Origin of the sequence: Pseudomonas sp. JQ170C (assembly GCF_035581345.1) — a bacterium.
Taxonomy (GTDB): Bacteria; Pseudomonadota; Gammaproteobacteria; order Pseudomonadales; family Pseudomonadaceae; genus Aquipseudomonas.
In genome coordinates this window covers 3,401,598-3,417,759 of the sequence record NZ_CP141608.1, presented here as the reverse complement: position 1 = coordinate 3,417,759, position 16,162 = coordinate 3,401,598, and the positions used below count along the sequence as shown (strand labels likewise).

The 16,162-nt window shown below is 64.9% G+C and carries 16 protein-coding genes; 6 read left to right on the top strand and 10 right to left on the bottom strand.

Features of this window, described 5'->3' with window-relative positions; translation table 11 throughout:
• Positions 1-235: 235 nt before the first annotated feature.
• Positions 236-1,159: an aldo/keto reductase gene (locus U9R80_RS15330; RefSeq protein WP_301842431.1), complete on the top strand. Its 924-nt coding sequence runs from the start codon at positions 236-238 to the stop codon at positions 1,157-1,159.
• A 12-nt stretch (positions 1,160-1,171) separates the two neighbouring features.
• Complete coding sequence (locus U9R80_RS15325; protein WP_301842432.1) at positions 1,172-2,437, top strand: NTP/NDP exchange transporter; 1,266 nt, start codon at positions 1,172-1,174, stop codon at positions 2,435-2,437.
• 117 nt (positions 2,438-2,554) lie between these two features.
• On the opposite strand, the gene U9R80_RS15320 is transcribed toward U9R80_RS15325, so the two are convergent.
• From U9R80_RS15320 to U9R80_RS15305, 4 genes are all read right to left on the bottom strand, one after another.
• Complete coding sequence (locus U9R80_RS15320; RefSeq protein ID WP_301842433.1) at positions 2,555-3,439, bottom strand: amino acid ABC transporter substrate-binding protein; 885 nt, start codon at positions 3,437-3,439, stop codon at positions 2,555-2,557.
• Positions 3,440-3,452: 13 nt separating this feature from the next.
• Positions 3,453-4,787, bottom strand: a complete 1,335-nt coding sequence (potE, locus tag U9R80_RS15315) for a putrescine-ornithine antiporter (protein WP_301842434.1) — start codon at positions 4,785-4,787, stop codon at positions 3,453-3,455.
• 138 nt (positions 4,788-4,925) lie between these two features.
• On the bottom strand, positions 4,926-6,251 hold the full coding sequence (locus U9R80_RS15310; RefSeq protein WP_301842436.1) for a cation:proton antiporter: 1,326 nt from the start codon (positions 6,249-6,251) through the stop codon (positions 4,926-4,928).
• Positions 6,252-6,278: 27 nt separating this feature from the next.
• Entirely contained in the window at positions 6,279-6,599 is a 321-nt protein-coding gene (locus U9R80_RS15305; protein ID WP_301842437.1) for a hypothetical protein, read from the bottom strand.
• A 228-nt stretch (positions 6,600-6,827) separates the two neighbouring features.
• Here U9R80_RS15305 and U9R80_RS15300 point away from each other — a divergent pair, with 228 nt between their 5' ends.
• The 4 genes from U9R80_RS15300 to U9R80_RS15285 all read left to right on the top strand — a co-directional run bounded on the left by U9R80_RS15300 (position 6,828) and on the right by U9R80_RS15285 (position 9,002).
• Positions 6,828-7,256 carry a hypothetical protein gene (locus U9R80_RS15300; RefSeq protein WP_301842438.1) on the top strand — a complete coding sequence of 143 codons (429 nt, stop codon included), beginning with the start codon at positions 6,828-6,830 and terminating at the stop codon, positions 7,254-7,256.
• 85 nt (positions 7,257-7,341) lie between these two features.
• Positions 7,342-8,088 (top strand): hypothetical protein, encoded by a 747-nt coding sequence (locus tag U9R80_RS15295; RefSeq protein WP_301842439.1) that lies wholly within the window; start codon positions 7,342-7,344, stop codon positions 8,086-8,088.
• 67 nt (positions 8,089-8,155) lie between these two features.
• Complete coding sequence (locus tag U9R80_RS15290) at positions 8,156-8,473, top strand: DUF2388 domain-containing protein (protein WP_301842440.1); 318 nt, start codon at positions 8,156-8,158, stop codon at positions 8,471-8,473.
• A gap of 76 nt (positions 8,474-8,549) precedes the next feature.
• Positions 8,550-9,002, top strand: coding sequence for a YMGG-like glycine zipper-containing protein (locus U9R80_RS15285; protein ID WP_301842442.1), 453 nt, complete (start codon positions 8,550-8,552; stop codon positions 9,000-9,002).
• Between the two features lie 14 nt (positions 9,003-9,016).
• Here U9R80_RS15285 and U9R80_RS15280 read toward each other — a convergent pair whose 3' ends face one another.
• From U9R80_RS15280 to U9R80_RS15255, 6 genes are all read right to left on the bottom strand, one after another.
• Positions 9,017-9,841, bottom strand: a complete 825-nt coding sequence (locus U9R80_RS15280; protein WP_301842443.1) for an SDR family NAD(P)-dependent oxidoreductase — start codon at positions 9,839-9,841, stop codon at positions 9,017-9,019.
• Between the two features lie 27 nt (positions 9,842-9,868).
• Positions 9,869-10,285, bottom strand: a complete 417-nt coding sequence (locus tag U9R80_RS15275; protein WP_301842444.1) for a MaoC family dehydratase — start codon at positions 10,283-10,285, stop codon at positions 9,869-9,871.
• A 14-nt stretch (positions 10,286-10,299) separates the two neighbouring features.
• Entirely contained in the window at positions 10,300-10,740 is a 441-nt protein-coding gene (locus tag U9R80_RS15270; protein WP_301842445.1) for a MaoC family dehydratase N-terminal domain-containing protein, read from the bottom strand.
• A gap of 27 nt (positions 10,741-10,767) precedes the next feature.
• Positions 10,768-11,952 (bottom strand): lipid-transfer protein, encoded by a 1,185-nt coding sequence (locus U9R80_RS15265; protein ID WP_301842446.1) that lies wholly within the window; start codon positions 11,950-11,952, stop codon positions 10,768-10,770.
• A 26-nt stretch (positions 11,953-11,978) separates the two neighbouring features.
• The gene (locus tag U9R80_RS15260; protein WP_301842502.1) at positions 11,979-13,079 is read right to left on the bottom strand and encodes an acyl-CoA dehydrogenase family protein; all 1,101 of its coding nucleotides are present in this window, start codon (positions 13,077-13,079) and stop codon (positions 11,979-11,981) included.
• A gap of 197 nt (positions 13,080-13,276) precedes the next feature.
• On the bottom strand, positions 13,277-16,102 hold the full coding sequence (locus U9R80_RS15255; RefSeq protein WP_301842447.1) for a LuxR C-terminal-related transcriptional regulator: 2,826 nt from the start codon (positions 16,100-16,102) through the stop codon (positions 13,277-13,279).
• Between the last annotated feature and the right edge of the window lie 60 nt (positions 16,103-16,162).

Sequence of the window (16,162 nt, the reverse complement as noted above, 5' to 3'; positions counted from 1 at the left end):
TGCCGGCGGGGTCTAGCTCAATATAGACGCCGTGCAGACAAGCTCACGGATTTTTCCCACATCTGCACAACAGGGCAGCAATATTAGCTGCGTGGTGGTCAACGCCATGGAAACCCAAGGAGTACAAATGTACTCCTTGGGCTGTTTACACATGACGTAACGATTACCGGGGTGTAACGATTCCCACGGGGCTAAGCTTTTTTTCTTGCGCTGTCTTTCGCACAGGAGCCTTGCCATGCCCACCCGTCGCGATTTTCTGGCGGCCAGCGCCGCCCTGGCTGCCGGTGTCGGTTGCCTGAGTTTGCCCGCTATCACCTTCGCCCAGAGCCCCGGCGGCGCCATGCTCACCCGCAAGATTCCCGCCAGCGGGGAGGCGCTGGCGGTGATTGGCGCCGGCACCTCTGGCAGCTTTGAAGTGGATGCCGGGTCGCCCGAGTACCAGCAACTCAAGCAGGTGCTCAAGGTGTTCTTCGAGGGCGGTGGGCAGGTCATCGACACCTCGCCCAACTACGGGGGGGCCGACGCTGTGCTTGGCCAGTTGCTGGAGGAGGGCGGCTGGCGCAGCAAAACCTTCCTGGCCACCAAGATCGCCGCCGACAGCCGCGCCGCCGCCGAGGCGCAGTGGGCCGGCACCTTGCGCAGCCTGCGCACCGACAAGGTCGAGTTGCTGCAGATCCATAACCTGCGCGACTGGCAACGCCAGTTGCCCTACGCTCGCGAGCTCAAGGCCCAGGGCCTGACGCGCTATGTGGGGGTGACCCATTACGTGGACAGCGGCCTGGACGAGCTGGAAGCCATCCTGCGCAAGGAGCCGCTGGACTTCATCCAGATCCACTACTCGGTCAACTCGCCCGGCGCCGCCCGCACCGTGTTGCCGCTGGCACAGGACAAGGGCGTGGCGGTACTGATCAACCGGGCGTTCGACGATGGCCGCTTGTTCGCCAAGGTCAAGGACCAGCCGTTGCCGGCCTGGGCCACGGCACTCGGGGTGAGCAGTTGGGCTCAGCTGTTTCTCAAGTTCGCCATCAGCCACCCGGCGGTGACCACGGTGATCCCGGCCACCCGCCGCCCGGACCGCCAGCTCGACCAGCTCAAGGCCGGGCACGGGCCGTTGCTCAGTGGCGCCCAGAGCAAGCAGTTGATTGCCCAGTTCGCCTGAGGCGAACAGCCCATGAGCGCCCTGGCAACCCGCCTGTTCAACGTCCGCGACGGCGAGCTGCCGATCGTGGTGGCCGGGCTTGCGCTGTTCTTTCTGCTGTTCACCGGCTACTTCATGCTGCGCCCGGTACGCGAAACCATGGGGGTGGCCGGTGGTGTCGAGAACCTGCAATGGCTGTTCACCGGCACCTTCGTGCTGACATTGCTGGCGTTGCCGCTGTTCGGCTGGCTGGCCTCGAAGGTGCAGCGCCGGCGCATCCTGCCCTGGACCTACGGCTTTCTGGCCAGCAACCTGCTGGTGTTCGCCGCCCTGTTTGCGTGGCAACCGGACAACCTCTGGAGTGCCCGCGCGTTCTACATCTGGCTGTCGATGTTCAACTTGCTGACCATTTCCCTGGCCTGGAGCGTGCTGGCCGACCTGTTCTCCAGCGAGCAGGCCAAGCGCCTGTTCGGCCTGCTGGCCGGTGGCGCGAGCCTGGGCGGGCTGGTGGGGCCGTTGCTGGGGACCGTGCTGGTGGAGGTGATCGGCCACGCCGGGCTGGTGCTGCTGGCCACGGCCTGCTTGCTCGGCAGCATCGTCGCGGCGGCGTGCCTGCAGCGCTTCAGGGATCGCCATCCGCTGCCCGCCGACACCGAACTGCCGCGTTCACGGCCGCTGGGCGGCAATCCGTTCGCCGGCGCCAGCGAAGTGTTCCGCTCACCGTATCTTTTGGGCATTGCCGTGTTTGTGGTGTTGCTGGCCAGTGTCAGCACCTTCCTGTACTTCGAGCAGGCACGCCTGGTGGCGACGCACTTCACCAGCCGTACCGAGCAAACCCAGGTGTTCGGATTGATCGACAGCCTGGTGCAGTTCCTCTCGATCCTCACCCAGGTGTTCATCACCGGCCACCTGGCGCGCAAGCTTGGGGTAGGGGTGTTGCTGGTGGCCGTGCCATTGGTGATGGTGGTGGGGTTCCTGTGGTTGGCGCTGGCGCCGTTGTTTGCGGTGTTCGTGGTGGTGATGGTGGTGCGCCGGGTGGGCGAGTACGCGCTGGTGCGGCCGGGGCGCGAAATGCTCTACACGGTGGTCGTGCCCGAGCAGAAGTACAAGGCCAAGAACTTTACCGACACCGTGGTCTATCGCGGCGGCGATGCGCTCAGTGGCTGGGTCAAGCGCGGGCTGGACGTGATCGGCGATCACCCGGCGCTGGCGATGTTCATCGGCGCTGCAATCGCGTTGGTGTGGGCCTTGACCGGTGCCTGGCTGGGCCGCCAGCAACGCCAGCGCGAACCCTTGTAGGAGCGGGCTATCCGCAATCACATTGGCCAGCGCGAACCTCTGTAGGAGCGGGCTTGCCCCGCGATAGCGATCTGCCTGACCCACCGCTATCGCGGGGCAAGCCCGCTCCTACCGGGTTCAGGGCAGGGCATAGAGTTTGAACAGCTTGCGAATCGTTTCGGTGGTCCCGCCCAGGTACCGCCCATAGGCCTGCTCGATTTCCCCAGACCGGTACATCTGGCTCAACACCGTATCCACCAGCAACCGGAATGCCTCATCACTGCGCGGCAGCACCATCGACACCGGCGCATACTCATAGATATGCTCGAGCAACCTCAACGAAGCACCATCCCCCTGGCCCGCCAGCAGGTTCTTGAGCACCATGCGCTCGGAGAAAAAGGCATTGGCCTTGCCCTGGGCAACCGCCTCGAGCCCGGCAAGGTTGTTCTCGACGGTGATCACCGTGGCAATCACCCCCAGGCTGCGCAGTTGCTGACGCACCCACTGCTCGCTCACCGCCCCCGAAACCACCGCAAAGGTCTGGTTGGTCAAGCCGCGGTTGAGTGTGGCGCGCCAGGTCGGGCCGCTGTGTGCCTGCTGGCCGCTGAGCACATTGAGCAGCGTCTCGGGTGCATCCTGGCGGACCACCGCGGTGAGCCCGGCGGTGTAGACGGGCACTGAAAAGCTCACCTGCTGGCGCCGCTCCAGGGTCGCCACCGTGGGCGTGCACAGGACGTCTACCTGGCCCCGGCTGACGGCGCTGATTTCATCGGCCATCCTCACCGGTTGGTAGCGCACCTGCAGCTGCGCAAGGTTCAGCGTCGCCTTCACCTGCCCGGCGATCTTGTCGCACAGGTCGATGGCGTAGCCCGTGGGCTGGTCGCCGTTCTGCGCGCTGAACGGGGCAAAGTCAGGCAAATAGCCCAGGGTCAGGGTGTTGCTGGCCCGAACCCGCTCCAGGGTGTCGGCCTGGGCATACAGCGGCACCAGGCTGAGCAGGCAGGCCACTATTTTCATCTTCATGGGCGGTCCTCGCTCAAGGCAGCTCGGCGCGTTCGACCGCCGCCTGCTGGATGATGAAGCGCTTGGCCAGAAAGCCATACAGCAGATACCCGAAGGCCAGCACCAGGGCGCCCCCCAGCACCGCTTCCATGCCGCAGGCGTAGAGCGCGTACAGCGAATAGCCCACGGCGACCAGCAGCACCACGGTGTTGCGGGTGTATACCGCCGGGCTGACCCGGGCCTTGTACATGATCGCCAGCAGGCCGGTGAGGGCCGTGACGTAGGGAATCAGGTTGGTCACCGCCGCCAGGCTCACCAGCTTGCCGAACTGGGCGCTGGCATTGGGCGAGATGGTCGACAGCGCCATCGCCGTCTGCAGCACGCCGCACACGATCATGCCGAGGATCGGCGCGTTGCGGGCGCTGACCCGGGAGAACAGCGCAGGAAACAGCCCTTGGTCAGCCGTCATCTTCGCGGTCTGCGCCAGGGTGAACTGCCAGCCCAGTAGCGAGCCGATGCAGGCCATCACCGCCAGCGCCATGATGATGTTGCCGACCACCGGGTTAAACATTTTCGCGTACACCAGCGCGAAGGGCGCCGAGGCATTGGCCAGCTCAAGGTTGGGCACGATGCCCTGGATCACCGTGGTCGACAGCACATACACCACCGCAGCGCCCAGGGTGCCGAACAGGCAGGCCAGGGGCACGTTGCGCTGGGGGTTCTCCACCGCATCGGAGGCCTGGGCCGCCGACTCCATGCCCAGGAACGCCCAGAGGGTCAGCGGAATGGTCTTGCCGATGGCCTCCCAGATCGGCAAGTCGTTGGGGTTCCAGGCCTGGGCGAGGATGTTGCTGTCGAACCAGAACCAGCCGATCACGCTCAGGCCCGCCACGGGCACGATCACCCCCCAGACGGTAATGGCGCCGATCTTGCCGGTGATGTTCGGCCCGCCGAAGTTGGCCAGGATGGTCAGCCAGATCAAGCCGGCCGTGCCGACTAACAGCGCCGTTGCGCTGCTGCCCAGCCAGGGAAAGAACGCCGTCATGTAGCCCACGGCCGAAATCGCCACGGCGACGTTGGCAATCGCCAGCGAGAGGAAATACAGGTAGGAGCACAGAAAGAACCCCGACTTGGCGTGCGCCTCCTCGGTATAGGCCGACAACCCGCCCGGCCGGTTACAGAACACCCCGCATTGGGTGAAGCTGTAGGCGATGGCCATGGAGCCGACGGCAGTGACGGCCCACGACAACAGCGAGACCGCCCCCAGCTGCGCCATGCTGGTGGGCAGCATGATGATGCCCGAGCCCATCATGTTGACCATCACCAGGGTGGTGAGCCCGATCAGGCCCATTTTTTTCGACTCGGCCATGCCTATCCCCAATGCGTGATGTGCGGCTTATTGGGTATAGGTCATTTCGGCCGGTAGGAGCGGGCTTGCCCCGCGATCGTAATCCGGGCGACACCTGATGGGTTTGATGCACTGGCCTTTCGCGGGGCAAGCCCGCTCCTACCTGGCGTGGTTCAGCAAGGGCTGGGTGCTCAGCCCGTGGAGCACGATGCTCAGGGCCACCACCGACAGGGTCAGGTTGATGCAGGCCGTGGCCAAGCCCGGGGGCAGGCCATGGTTGAGGCTGTAGAACAGGTAGTAGAGGCTGCCGATCCCGCGAATGCCGAACCAGCCCACCAGCAGACGTTGCTGGCGGTCCAGCAGGGTGCCCCAGGGCAGTAGCAGGGTGCCCAGCGGGCGCACCACCACGAACAGCACCAGGCCGACGCCCAGGGCGCGCCAGTCCCAATGGCTGGCCAGGACGATGCCCAGCAACGTCACCAGAAAGACCTCCAGCGCCCGCTCCACCAGATCACCGAACGCCAGCATGTCACCCATCATGATGCCGGCGGCCACTTGCTTGTCCGGCAACTGGCGGGTGTCGCCGTGGGTCGCCTGCTCCGGCGCCAGCTGATGATGGCCGACCAGCGGTTGCACCAGATGCTCGGCCGGTACCGGGGCATGGTCGCTGGAGCTCATCTCGGTACGGCGCAGCCCGAGCCCGGCGGCAAATACCGCGAGAAAGCCATAGGCCTGGATCAGCTCGGCGCCGACATACGCCAGGGCAATCAGGGCCAGGGCCAGGTAGTCGTTGGGCGAGAGGGTGCTGTCATCGTTGCGGATACGCAGCGCCAGGCTCAGGCGTCCGACGCCCTGGCCCATGGCATAGCCCAGCGCCAGGCCGGCGCTGACCGCCCACAGCAAGTCGTGCGCGGCCCACTGCAGCAGGGCGCCGGCGGTGGGTTGCGCCTGGGCGATCAGCAGCAGGCCCAGCAGCACGAAGGGAAAGGCCACGCCGTCATTGAGCCCGGCTTCACCGGACAGACCGAAGCGCATGGCATCCTGGTCCTTGGCATCGCTGACCTGCACCAGCGACGCCAGCACCGGATCGGTGGGGGCGAGCATGGCAGCGACCAGCAGCGCCAACCCCCAGGAAAACTGCAACCACAGGTGCAGCAACAGGCACAGGCCGGCAATGCTCACCAGCACCAGCGGGCCGGCCAGGCCCACCACCACGCGCCACATGCGCCGGCTGAACACCAGGCGCAACTTGAGGCCGCACACAAACAGGGAAAACAGCAGGGCCACCTCGGTCAGGTGCTCCATCCACGGCGCAGCCTCGGCCAGGTTCAACTGCAACACGCCCAAGCCCGCCGGGCCGATGGCCACACCCAGCGCCAGGCACACCGCCGAGGTGGTCACCGGCAGCCAGCGCAGGTACGCGGACGTCAGGGCCAGCGTCAGCAGCACCATGCCCAGCACGGCCACCCAGACAATGAAGCTCATGGCGTCACCCCCGCCAGCATTGGGGTTTCAGGCGTCGGTCAGTACCCGGCCGGTTGACGAAGGCTCATGTTCGATGTGATGCGAGCGAGCGTCGAGCATCAGCGGCAAGGGATCGGCGAAAACGCGGTTCACCAGCAACAGATGCTCGATGGCTTCCTGGTATCTGTCCCGGGCTTTGCGCCGCAGGCGCTGGTACAGCGAGAAGGACTCGGCATCCAGTTGCGGGTGGTCGAGCAAGGCAAACGCCTGGCGATCCAGGTGCCAGGCCTGATGGAACAGATGCTGGTTCTGTTTCAGGGCGAACCGGCGGCACGCCTTGAGCTGAAAGCGACGGTGGGCGTCGGACATGACGGGCTCCTTTGCAAAGCCGGGTGTGATTACACATCGGACCGGCTGCCGACGGGAGAAGTGCAAACGCTATTGCGCTAAAAACCTCGTTGCACTGCCGCTTATTGGCGCAGCATCCATCATGTTTTACGAACGGTAGCCGTGGCAGGGCGTTGGTCGAAAAAAGCTGAACCTGCACCAGTTCTCGATGCTCAGAACTGATAGCAGCAGCCTGACAGGTACACGGCCATGAACCTCCATGCATTCCTCTTCACCGTCGCTATGCTCGGCAGTGGCGTCAGCCTTGGCGCAGCCTGCGACGTGCAGACCCGCTCACAGAGCGCCTCGGTGCCCAGCATCGAATCCCATACCTGCTATCAGTTCACCGGTATGCCCGACGATGCCATTGACTGGTCGTGCAGCAACGAGAGCAAGGAAATGCTCAGCACCCAGAAGCGCCGGGTGCAGGCCTGCCAGGACAATTCGGTGGGGCGTTGTACCGCCAGTCTGACCCAGGAAAGCCTGGCCAATCCGCACGCCACCAGCAAGGCGCCGGCACGCGACAGCCTTGCGGTCCCCGACGGCGCCCAGATGGTGACCTACTACTACGCCACCGCGCATTTGCAGCAGGCGCGCAAGGACTGCGAGTCGGCTGGCGGCCGCTGGCAAGCGCCTTGAGGCACTTTTTACCGATTCGCGGCTCTACTCATGGCCAGACGGCGCCGATTCCCGGCGCCGCCTCCAGAATCCACACCCGGTGCCGATGGTCGAGACTGCCCCTGTTCGTTCCCTGCGAGTGCTGTGCCAGCCGTTGCTGGCCGGTGCCTTGATCCTGTGTGCCAGCGCCTGCAGCCAGCAGCAGGGCCGCGACATCGCCACCCAGTTCAGCCAGGGCAACCCCCAGGAGTTGTTCCAGACCAGCGTCGACCGCATGGCGACACTGGCCATGCGCGACAACCTGCGCAGCCTGTACCTGCTGATGAACAAGCTGTACCTGCGCAACCCCAATCAGTGGCGTCAATCCGGGTTTGTCGATGCCACCACTGCCGAACGGCAGATCCGCCAGGCCATCGAGCAGCGCCAGACGTTGCCGCAACTGGGCGAGCGACGAGACCTGGCGGCCCTGAGCTACGCCCTGAGCCCGGAGTTTCGCGGCGACCGGGTGGGGGCGTTCATCTACGCCATCGGCAGCATGCTGGTGACCGCCCATGGCGGGCGCAGCGAATTCTTCATGACCGACACCATCAATCCGCAGTTCGTCAGCAACGCGGCGCGCAACATCGAAAAGGCCACCTGGATGCTCAGCCAGCGCCAGGATGAAAACGGCGTGCTGTTGCTGTTTTCCAACGAAATGACCGAGGAGGGCAGCAACCTCAGCTTCGCCGTCGAATTCGGCAAGATCGTCGCCCGGCTTGACCTGCTGGCGCAGATGCTCGATGAGCGGTACCGGCGCATTGGCCTGAACTATGCGCAAAGCCTGCTGCTGATGAACTTTCTGCCGGTGCAGTAGCAGGGAACTCCTGCCGGGGCAGACGTATCTTAGTTGACGTAGGGAGTCTATTTCCGGAGGCACCACCATGCGTCGTCTACTGATCGCTTCTTCGCTTGTTCTCTGTCTGCCTTTCGGCGCGGCCCTGGCTGATGTCGATGCCGGTGATGTCGCCACCTCGGCAGGGGTTTCCGCTTCGCTGTATTCCACCTTCAAGGATGACAAACGGATCATTCCGGCCCGTGACGATGCCTCGTCGTTCATCGCCAGCGGCGGGGCCATTCGTGGGGTGTACCTGGAGTCCATGTTGCAGCGGGTTCGGCAACAGAACCCGGGACTGCAAGCCACCGATGAAGACATCGCCCGGGCGATCCTGATGCAGGATCAATTGGGCACCGAACGCTGACCCCGGCACACCTCAGCAGCGGATCTACACTTAACAGGCTGCTTCGCCGAAGCAGGTGCAGGATCCGGAGGTCATCATGTTCAGGTTGTCGTCAGTGAGCCTATGTGTGGCGCTTGCGCTGTTCAGCGCCCAGGCAAGCGCCGAAACCGTGGTGCCGATGAAGGGCCAGAGTTCTCAGCAAGTCCAGCTGGATATGAACGAATGCCAAAACGTCGCCAACAGTGCCTCGAGCAATACCTCGACGCCCAGCGGCGGGCGGATCAAGGGCGCGGCCGTGGGGGCCGCCGCCGGGGCAGTGGGGGCGAATGTGCGCGGTAACCAGCACGACGAGATCTATGATCGCGTCGATGACGACGTGAAGCAGGATTACCGGCAGAACCGCGCCAAGCAAACCGCCGCGGCCGGTGCCGTCGTCGGCGGCGCCCATCAGCGCCAGGAGCGCCGCCAGCAACGCCGCACGAACGAATCGACCAATACCACGGCGTACACCAGTTGCCTGCAGGGCAAGGGCTATCAGGTCACCCCCTGACGCTGCGGTGCATGTTATTGCAGGTTGCCGGCAACGGCGATGGTCTGCGCGGTGATGTAGTTCGACTCGGGTGAGCAGAACAGGTACACCGCGTCGGCCGCTTCCTGCACCGTGCCCGGGCGGCCCAGGGGGTTGCGCTGGGCGAACGACTTGGCCGCCTCCGGGCTGATGCCGACACGGATATCCCGGCCTTCGATATTCACCGTGGCGCCGGCGTGGGCGTCGGCGCTGGTCATGCGGGTCTCGATAAAGCCGAAGGCCACGGCATTGACGTTGACCTTGAAACGCCCCCACTCACGTGCCAGCGCACGGGTCATGCCGATCACCCCAGCCTTGGCCGAGGAATAGTTCATCTGCCCGGCGTTACCGTTGAGCGCCGACACCGACGAGATGTTCACCACCTTGCGGAACACTTCCCGCTCCAGGGCCGCATCGGCCTGCGCCTGGGCCTTGATGACCGGGTAGGCGGCGCGCAGGATGCGAAACGGCGCGGTCATGTGGCAGTCGACAATGGCGTACCACTGCTCGTCGCTCATCTTCTGGATCACGTCGTCCCAGGTGTAGCCGGCGTTGTTGACGATGATGTCGATGGCGTTGAAGTTGTCCATTGCCGTCTTGATGTAGCGCTCGGCAAAGTCCGGGGCGCTGACATTGCCGTGGCACACGGCGGCCTGGCCTCCGAGGTTGCGGATCATTTCGGCGGTTTCGTGCGCCGGGTCGGCGTCCAGGTCGTTGATCACCACGCGGGCGCCTTCGCGGGCCAGTTTCAGTGCGATCTGCTGGCCGATGCCGCGCCCGGAACCTGTTACCAGTGCGACCTTGCCTTCGAGTTTTGCCATGGGTCTTTCCTCTTTTATCGGTCTTGTTTACAGGGCGATCACGGCGTCGCCGACGATCTTGATTTCGCCGTATTGATTGGCGGTGCGGATCTCGACCCTCAGGCGTTGTTCGCCTTCGGCCTCGAAGCGCTCCACCACCGTGCCGGTGCAGGTGATCTGGTGGCCCAGGTGGGTAATGCCGAGAAAGCGCACGGCCAGGTCGCGCAGCTGGCGTTGGTCCACCCAGTGGGTGACCAGGCGGGCAAGGTAGGCCATCGACAACATGCCGTGGGCGAACACGTCGGGCATGCCGGCATTGCGGGCATAGTCGATGTCGATATGGATCGCGTTGTGATCCCCCGAGGCGCCGGCGAACAGCGCCAGGGTGGTGCGATTGATCGGGGCGAGGGTCAGGGCCGGCAGTTGTTCGCCGACCTGCAGGTGTTGCAGCACTGGGGTAGTCATCAGGGGTCTCCGCTTCAGCTGTTGCGCTGTACAAGGACGCTACGCAGGTCGGCAACGTGCTCGCCGTGCTGGTTGGTCACACGGGTTTCGCGCACCACGAATTCAAGGGCGCCGCCTTTTTTGTCGTAGATGTCGGCAATGCGCACGTCAAAGCGCAGGGTGTCGCCGGCATAGGCCATGCGGTGGTAACGGAACGATTGCTCGCCGTGCAGGATGCGCGCGGTGACGATGCCCAGTTCGTCGCGCCAGGCGTTGGACGGGATCTGGAACTCCAGCGAGAACAGAAAGGTCGGCGGCAGCGGCAGGCTCGGGTGGCCGGCATCGCGGGCAGCCTGCTCGTCGAAGTAGACCGGGTTGGTCTCGCCGGTAGCCTTGGCGAAAAAGCGCAGCTGCCCGGCTTCGGCGGTCGCCTGAAAGGCAGGTAGCTGACGGCCGATATGTTGTTTGTCGATCATCGAGGGGCTCCTTGAGGGCAGGCCGGGTCAGTGTTTCTGGTACACGGTGACCACGCAGGCACCGCCCAGGCCGAGGTTGTGCTGCACCGCGGTACGCGCACCCTGCACCTGGCGCTGGTCGGCGCTGCCGCGCAGTTGATGGGTCAGCTCGTAGCACTGGGCAAGGCCGGTGGCGCCCAGTGGGTGGCCTTTGGAGAGCAGGCCGCCGGACGGGTTGGTGACCCAGCGCCCGCCATAGGTGTTGTCGCCATCGTTGACCAGTTGCTCGCCCGCGCCCTCGGCGCACAGGCCCAGGCCTTCGTAGGTCAGCAGCTCGTTCTGGGCAAAGCAGTCGTGCAGTTCGATCACGTCGACGTCGTTGGGGCAGATGCCCGCCTGGTTGTAGGCGATGTTGGCGGCCATGCGGGTCATGTCGAAACCGACCACGCGGATCATGTCGTTGGCGTCATAGGTGCTGGGCAGGTCGGTGGTCAGCGCCTGGCCGGCCATGAGTACGTCGGTGCGCAAACCGTGCTTTTTCGCAAACGCCTCGGACACCACGATGGCGGCCGCCGCCCCGCAGGTGGGCGGGCAGGCCATCAGACGGGTCAGCACGCCTTCCCAGAGCATCGGTGCGGCCAGCACCTCTTCGGGGCTGACCACATTGCGAAACACCGCCAGCGGGTTGTTCGCCGCATGGCGGCTGGCCTTGGCGCGGATCTTGGCGAAGGTGGCCAGCTGGGTGCCGTATTTCTGCATGTGGGCGTAGCCGGCCCCGGCGAACTGGCGAATGGCCGTGGGCAACTCGGGCATGCCCACCAGGTCGTTGGTCAGATTCAGGGCGCGCTCGGTGGCCGGGGCGCGGTCGCTCCAGGCCGATTTCAGCGCACCGGGGTTCATCTGCTCGAAGCCAAACGCCAGGGCGCAGTCCACCGCGCCGCTTTGCACCGCCTGGCGGGCCAGGAACAGGGCGCTGGAGCCGGTGGCGCAGTTGTTGTTGACGTTGACCAGCGCAATGCCGGTCATGCCGACCCGGTACAGGGCTTTCTGCCCGCAGGTGGAGTCGCCATACACATAGCCTGCATAGGCTTGCTGGATATGCTTGAAGTCCAGGCCGCAGTCGGCCAGGGCCAGGCGGATCGCCTGCTCGCCCATCACATCGTAGGGCTCGTTGGTGCCAGGCTTCTTGAACGGAATCATGCCCACGCCAGCCACGAATACTTTGTTGTTCATCGTATTTTCCTTGTTGTTTTCGAGGGTCAGAGCTTGCGCGCGATCAGTTCGCGCATCACTTCACTGGTGCCGCCGTAGATGCGGTTCACGCGCATGTCGGCAAAGGCCCGGGCAATGGGGTACTCGAGCATGTAGCCGTAGCCGCCATGCAGCTGGACCATGTCGTCGATGCAGCGCGACAGGGTTTCGGTGGTGTACAGCTTGGCAATCGCCGCCTCTTCGAGGGTCAGGCGGCGGCGCATGTGCTCGCCCAGGTAGTGGTCGACCATCACCCGCAACGCGGTGGCCTGGGCTTTGATGTCGGCGAGCTTGAACTTGGTGTTCTGAAAGTCCCACACGGTCTGGTTGAAGGCCTTGCGGTCCTTCACGTAGTCCAGGGTCTGCTCCAGCAGGCGCTCGAGCTTGGCGGCGGCCGACACGGCAATGGAGAAGCGCTCCTGAGGCAGTTCGGCCATCAGATAGCTGAAGCCCAGGCCTTCATCGCCCAGGCGATTGGCTACCGGTACGCGGACGTTGTCAAAGTACAGCTCGGCGGTGTCCTGGGCGTGCTGGCCGACCTTGTCCAGCTTGCGGCCCCGGACAAAACCGGGGCGGTCGGTTTCCACGGCAATCAGGCTGATGCCCTTGGCGCCGGCGTCGGGGTCGGTCTTGCACACCACGATCACCAGGTCGGCGGTCAGGCCGTTGCTGATGAAGGTCTTGCTGCCGTTGATCACATACTCATCGCCCTCGCGCACGGCGGTGGTGCGCACCGCCTTGAGGTCGGAGCCGGTGCCAGGCTCGGTCATGGCGATGGCCAGGATGATCTCGCCGGCGCACACGCCCGGCAGCCATTTGCGCTTCTGTTCTTCAGTACCGCAGCGGTTGATGTAGGGGGCGATGACGTCGGAATGCATGCCAAAGTAAGGGCCGCTCACACCGCAGCGGGCGAACTCTTCGTTGAACACCGCACAGTGGCCGAAGTCGCCGCCGCCACCGCCATATTCCATCGGTAGGCTGATACCCAGCAGGCCTTCACGGCCGGCCTTGAGCCAGGTTTCGCGATCCACCTGTCCGGCCTTGTCCCAGGCCGACTGGCGCGGCAGGCATTCACGCTCGAAAAAGCGGCGCACAGTGGTGCGGAACATTTCATGGTCGTCGCGCAAAACGGTTCGGGCAATGTGCACGCACGTCTCCTCAAAGGTGGCAGGCCGCCTGGATCAGGCGCTTACGCCAGGCGCGCGGTGCGCCTGTGGAATGAGGGTTACGATAGGTGCAGGGCCTTGGCCGAACGCCACCCGAGGCGGGTGGCGGGCCAAAAAAACACGGCGGTGGAGGAGGGGGCTCAGGCGTGAGGCGCGTTGCCGGGGTGGGATTCCAGGTCTCGCATGCGCGCGACGGCTTCATCGCGGCTGCTGACCCCAAGCTTGCTGTAGATATGGCTCAGGTGCCATTTCACCGTTTCCGGCGACAGCCCCAGGGCCCGGGCGATTTTCTTGTTCGGCAGGGCCTGGGCGAGCAAGCGCAGCACTTCGATCTCGCGCTCGCTCAGCGGCTCGATAGCCACCGCGCCGGGTTTGCTCGGCGCCGTGACCGAGGGCTTGGCGCTGGCCACGGCGGGAATGGCATTGTGCGCCTCTTGCAGACGCTCGACATAGAACGCCAGCACCGGGTCGAGGGTTTCCCGGCTGGCGACGGCGTTGATCAGCTCCAGCCCCTTGGGGTGGGCGTCCAGCAGGCTGCGCAGCAAGCCAAAGCGCTGGCCGCGGCGTAGCGCCTCGAGGACGTTGTCCCGGGCCCGCGTCGGGTTGCCACGCTCGGCCTCGACGACGGCAGCCAGCACCAGCAAACGCACAGTGCCCAACTGCCGGCGGTGGCGCTCGCAGGTGGCGATCAGTTGATCCAGGCGTGCTGCCGCGCCGTCCAGATCACCCTGGGCCAGCTGCCAGCGCACCCGGGCATTCTCGGTGAGGATGTGGATTTCCTTGAGCGCCGTTTGCCCGGCATCGGGGTGGCGGGCGTCCAGGGCTTCCAGGCGGGTGAGTTTGCCCTGTGCCGCCGCAGTCTCGCCCAGGATCAGCAGCCAGCGCACCTGCCAGGTCAGGCAGTAGGCCTGCAAGCGGTCCAGGCCCAGCTTGATCGCGTACTCATCCAGACGCTCGACAAAGGCGAAGGCTTCCTGCTGATTGCCGGCCAGCCACTGCACATCCCACAACACCTGCAGGACCCGCAGCACCGAATCGGGAATCGAGATCCGTTCGAGGATGTCGACCCAGCCCGAGAGCAACGTGAACGCCTCGTCCACCTGATTGGTTTCGTAGAGCACCTGGCCCAGCAGGGCGGCGGACAGGTAGGTGGCATCGGCCCCGGCCTTGCCGCACTGGCCGGACGTGTGCAACACATCGCGGTAGACCCGTTCGGCCTGGGTCATCTGGCCTTCCAGGGCCAGGCTCAAACCCACCATGCAGCGTCCTTGCAGGCTACCGGCGGTGGTGCCCAGCAGCGGCTCGCCGTTGACCAGCAGCAGTGGCCGGTCAATCTGCACCTGGCGGGCCTTTTCGTAGTCGCCACGGTGCATGTACAGCCAGGACAGGATGTTGGCGCACGAGCCGATGGCGACGCTGTCGCTGCCCGGCGGCGGGTTGAGCAGCTGCGGCAGTACGGCCATGGCAGCTTCGGTGTCATCGCGCTGCAGGGCCAGGGAGGCACGCATCAATGCCAGCATGAAGTGGTCGTGCACATCGTGCTCCGGCAGGTCGCGAAACAGCTGCTCCAGGCTTTCGGCGCAGCCGGCAAAATCCCGGGCGTACAACTGCATACGTACCTTGATCAGGCGCAGCTTGACCCGCGACTGCACCTGCTCCACCGGCAACAGGCGCACCAGTTCGATCAGCATGCGCAAATCGCCATGGGCATACAGGGTCGGGGCATGCTGCTCCACCAACAATGCGGCGGCAGCAGGGTCGCCCCCCTTGACCGCATGGTGTACGGCTTCGTTCAGGTGGTTGTGGTCGCGGAACCAGGTCCAGGCGCGCACGTGCACTGCCTGCTGCTCGGCCGCGCTGCGCGAGTCGAAGTACGTGAGCAGCGTTTCGCGCAGCAGCGGGTGCAGCCGGTACCAGGTTTCCCGTCCGGCGCTGTCTACCGGGATCAGGAACAGGTTGTCGCGCTCCAGGCGCGCCAGCAGCGCGGTGGCTTCACTCACGGCTTCGGGGTGGCCGCTCAGGGCTGCGCACAACGAGGCGCAAAAGCGGTTGCACACGGCCATGAGCAGCATCAGGTCAAGGTCGGTGGGTGACAGGTGGGACAGCACCTCGACTTCAAAAAACCGCGCAAATGCCTGGTCGTCCCGCACCTGGGGCTGCACCGGCGCGGTCGATGCCGAGGACCCCGGGCGATTCTTCTTGCGGCTCACGGCCAGCAGTTGCAACCCGGCAGCCCAGCCATCTGTCTGCTCGTGCATGAGCCGGGCGTCACGGGAGTCGATCTGGCCCAACTGCGCCTTGAGAAACTGCTCGGACTCGGCCGGGGTAAAACGCAGGTCGCGCAGGTTCAATTCCTGCACCAGGTTCTGGCTGCGCAGGCGAGCCAGCGACAACGGCACGCTACTGCGCGACACCAGCGCCAGGTGCAGGTTGGCGGGGGCGTAGTCGAGCAACCATTGCAGGGCCTGGTGAATGCCGACGTCGGTCAGGTGATGCAGGTCGTCGAGCACCAGCACCAGTTCGTCGCTGCGGCGGGCGATGCTGCGCACCAGGGTGATGACCGTACGTTCCACGGCCTCGCCGTCGATACCGCGGCCTTCGAGCTGAGTGGCCTCGCGCACAAGCTCGGGGTCGACCTGGCCCAGGCTTGCCAGCAGGTAATCGAGAAAGCGCGTCAGCTCGTTGTCGTCGGCAGACAATGTCAGCCAGGCCACCTCGAAACCCAACGGCAACAAGGCCTGGCGCCAGGCAATCAGGGTCGAGGTCTTGCCGCAGCCGGCCGGGCCCTGGAGCACGATACAGCGCTGACGGCGGGCCTTGAGCATCTGCTCCTGCAGCCGTTCGCGGGCAATCAGCCGGCTGCTGCGTGGCGGGATCAGCTTGGTGCTGACGATCGGCGACTGTGTCGGATTAAAGACCTGGCTGGCTTGGCTATCCGCTGCGACAGACTTGCGGTTTTTGTCCATGGGCTTCCCGCTCATTTTTTTTCAAGCATGCACTGAATCTATCTCAATGTAACCCGGCGC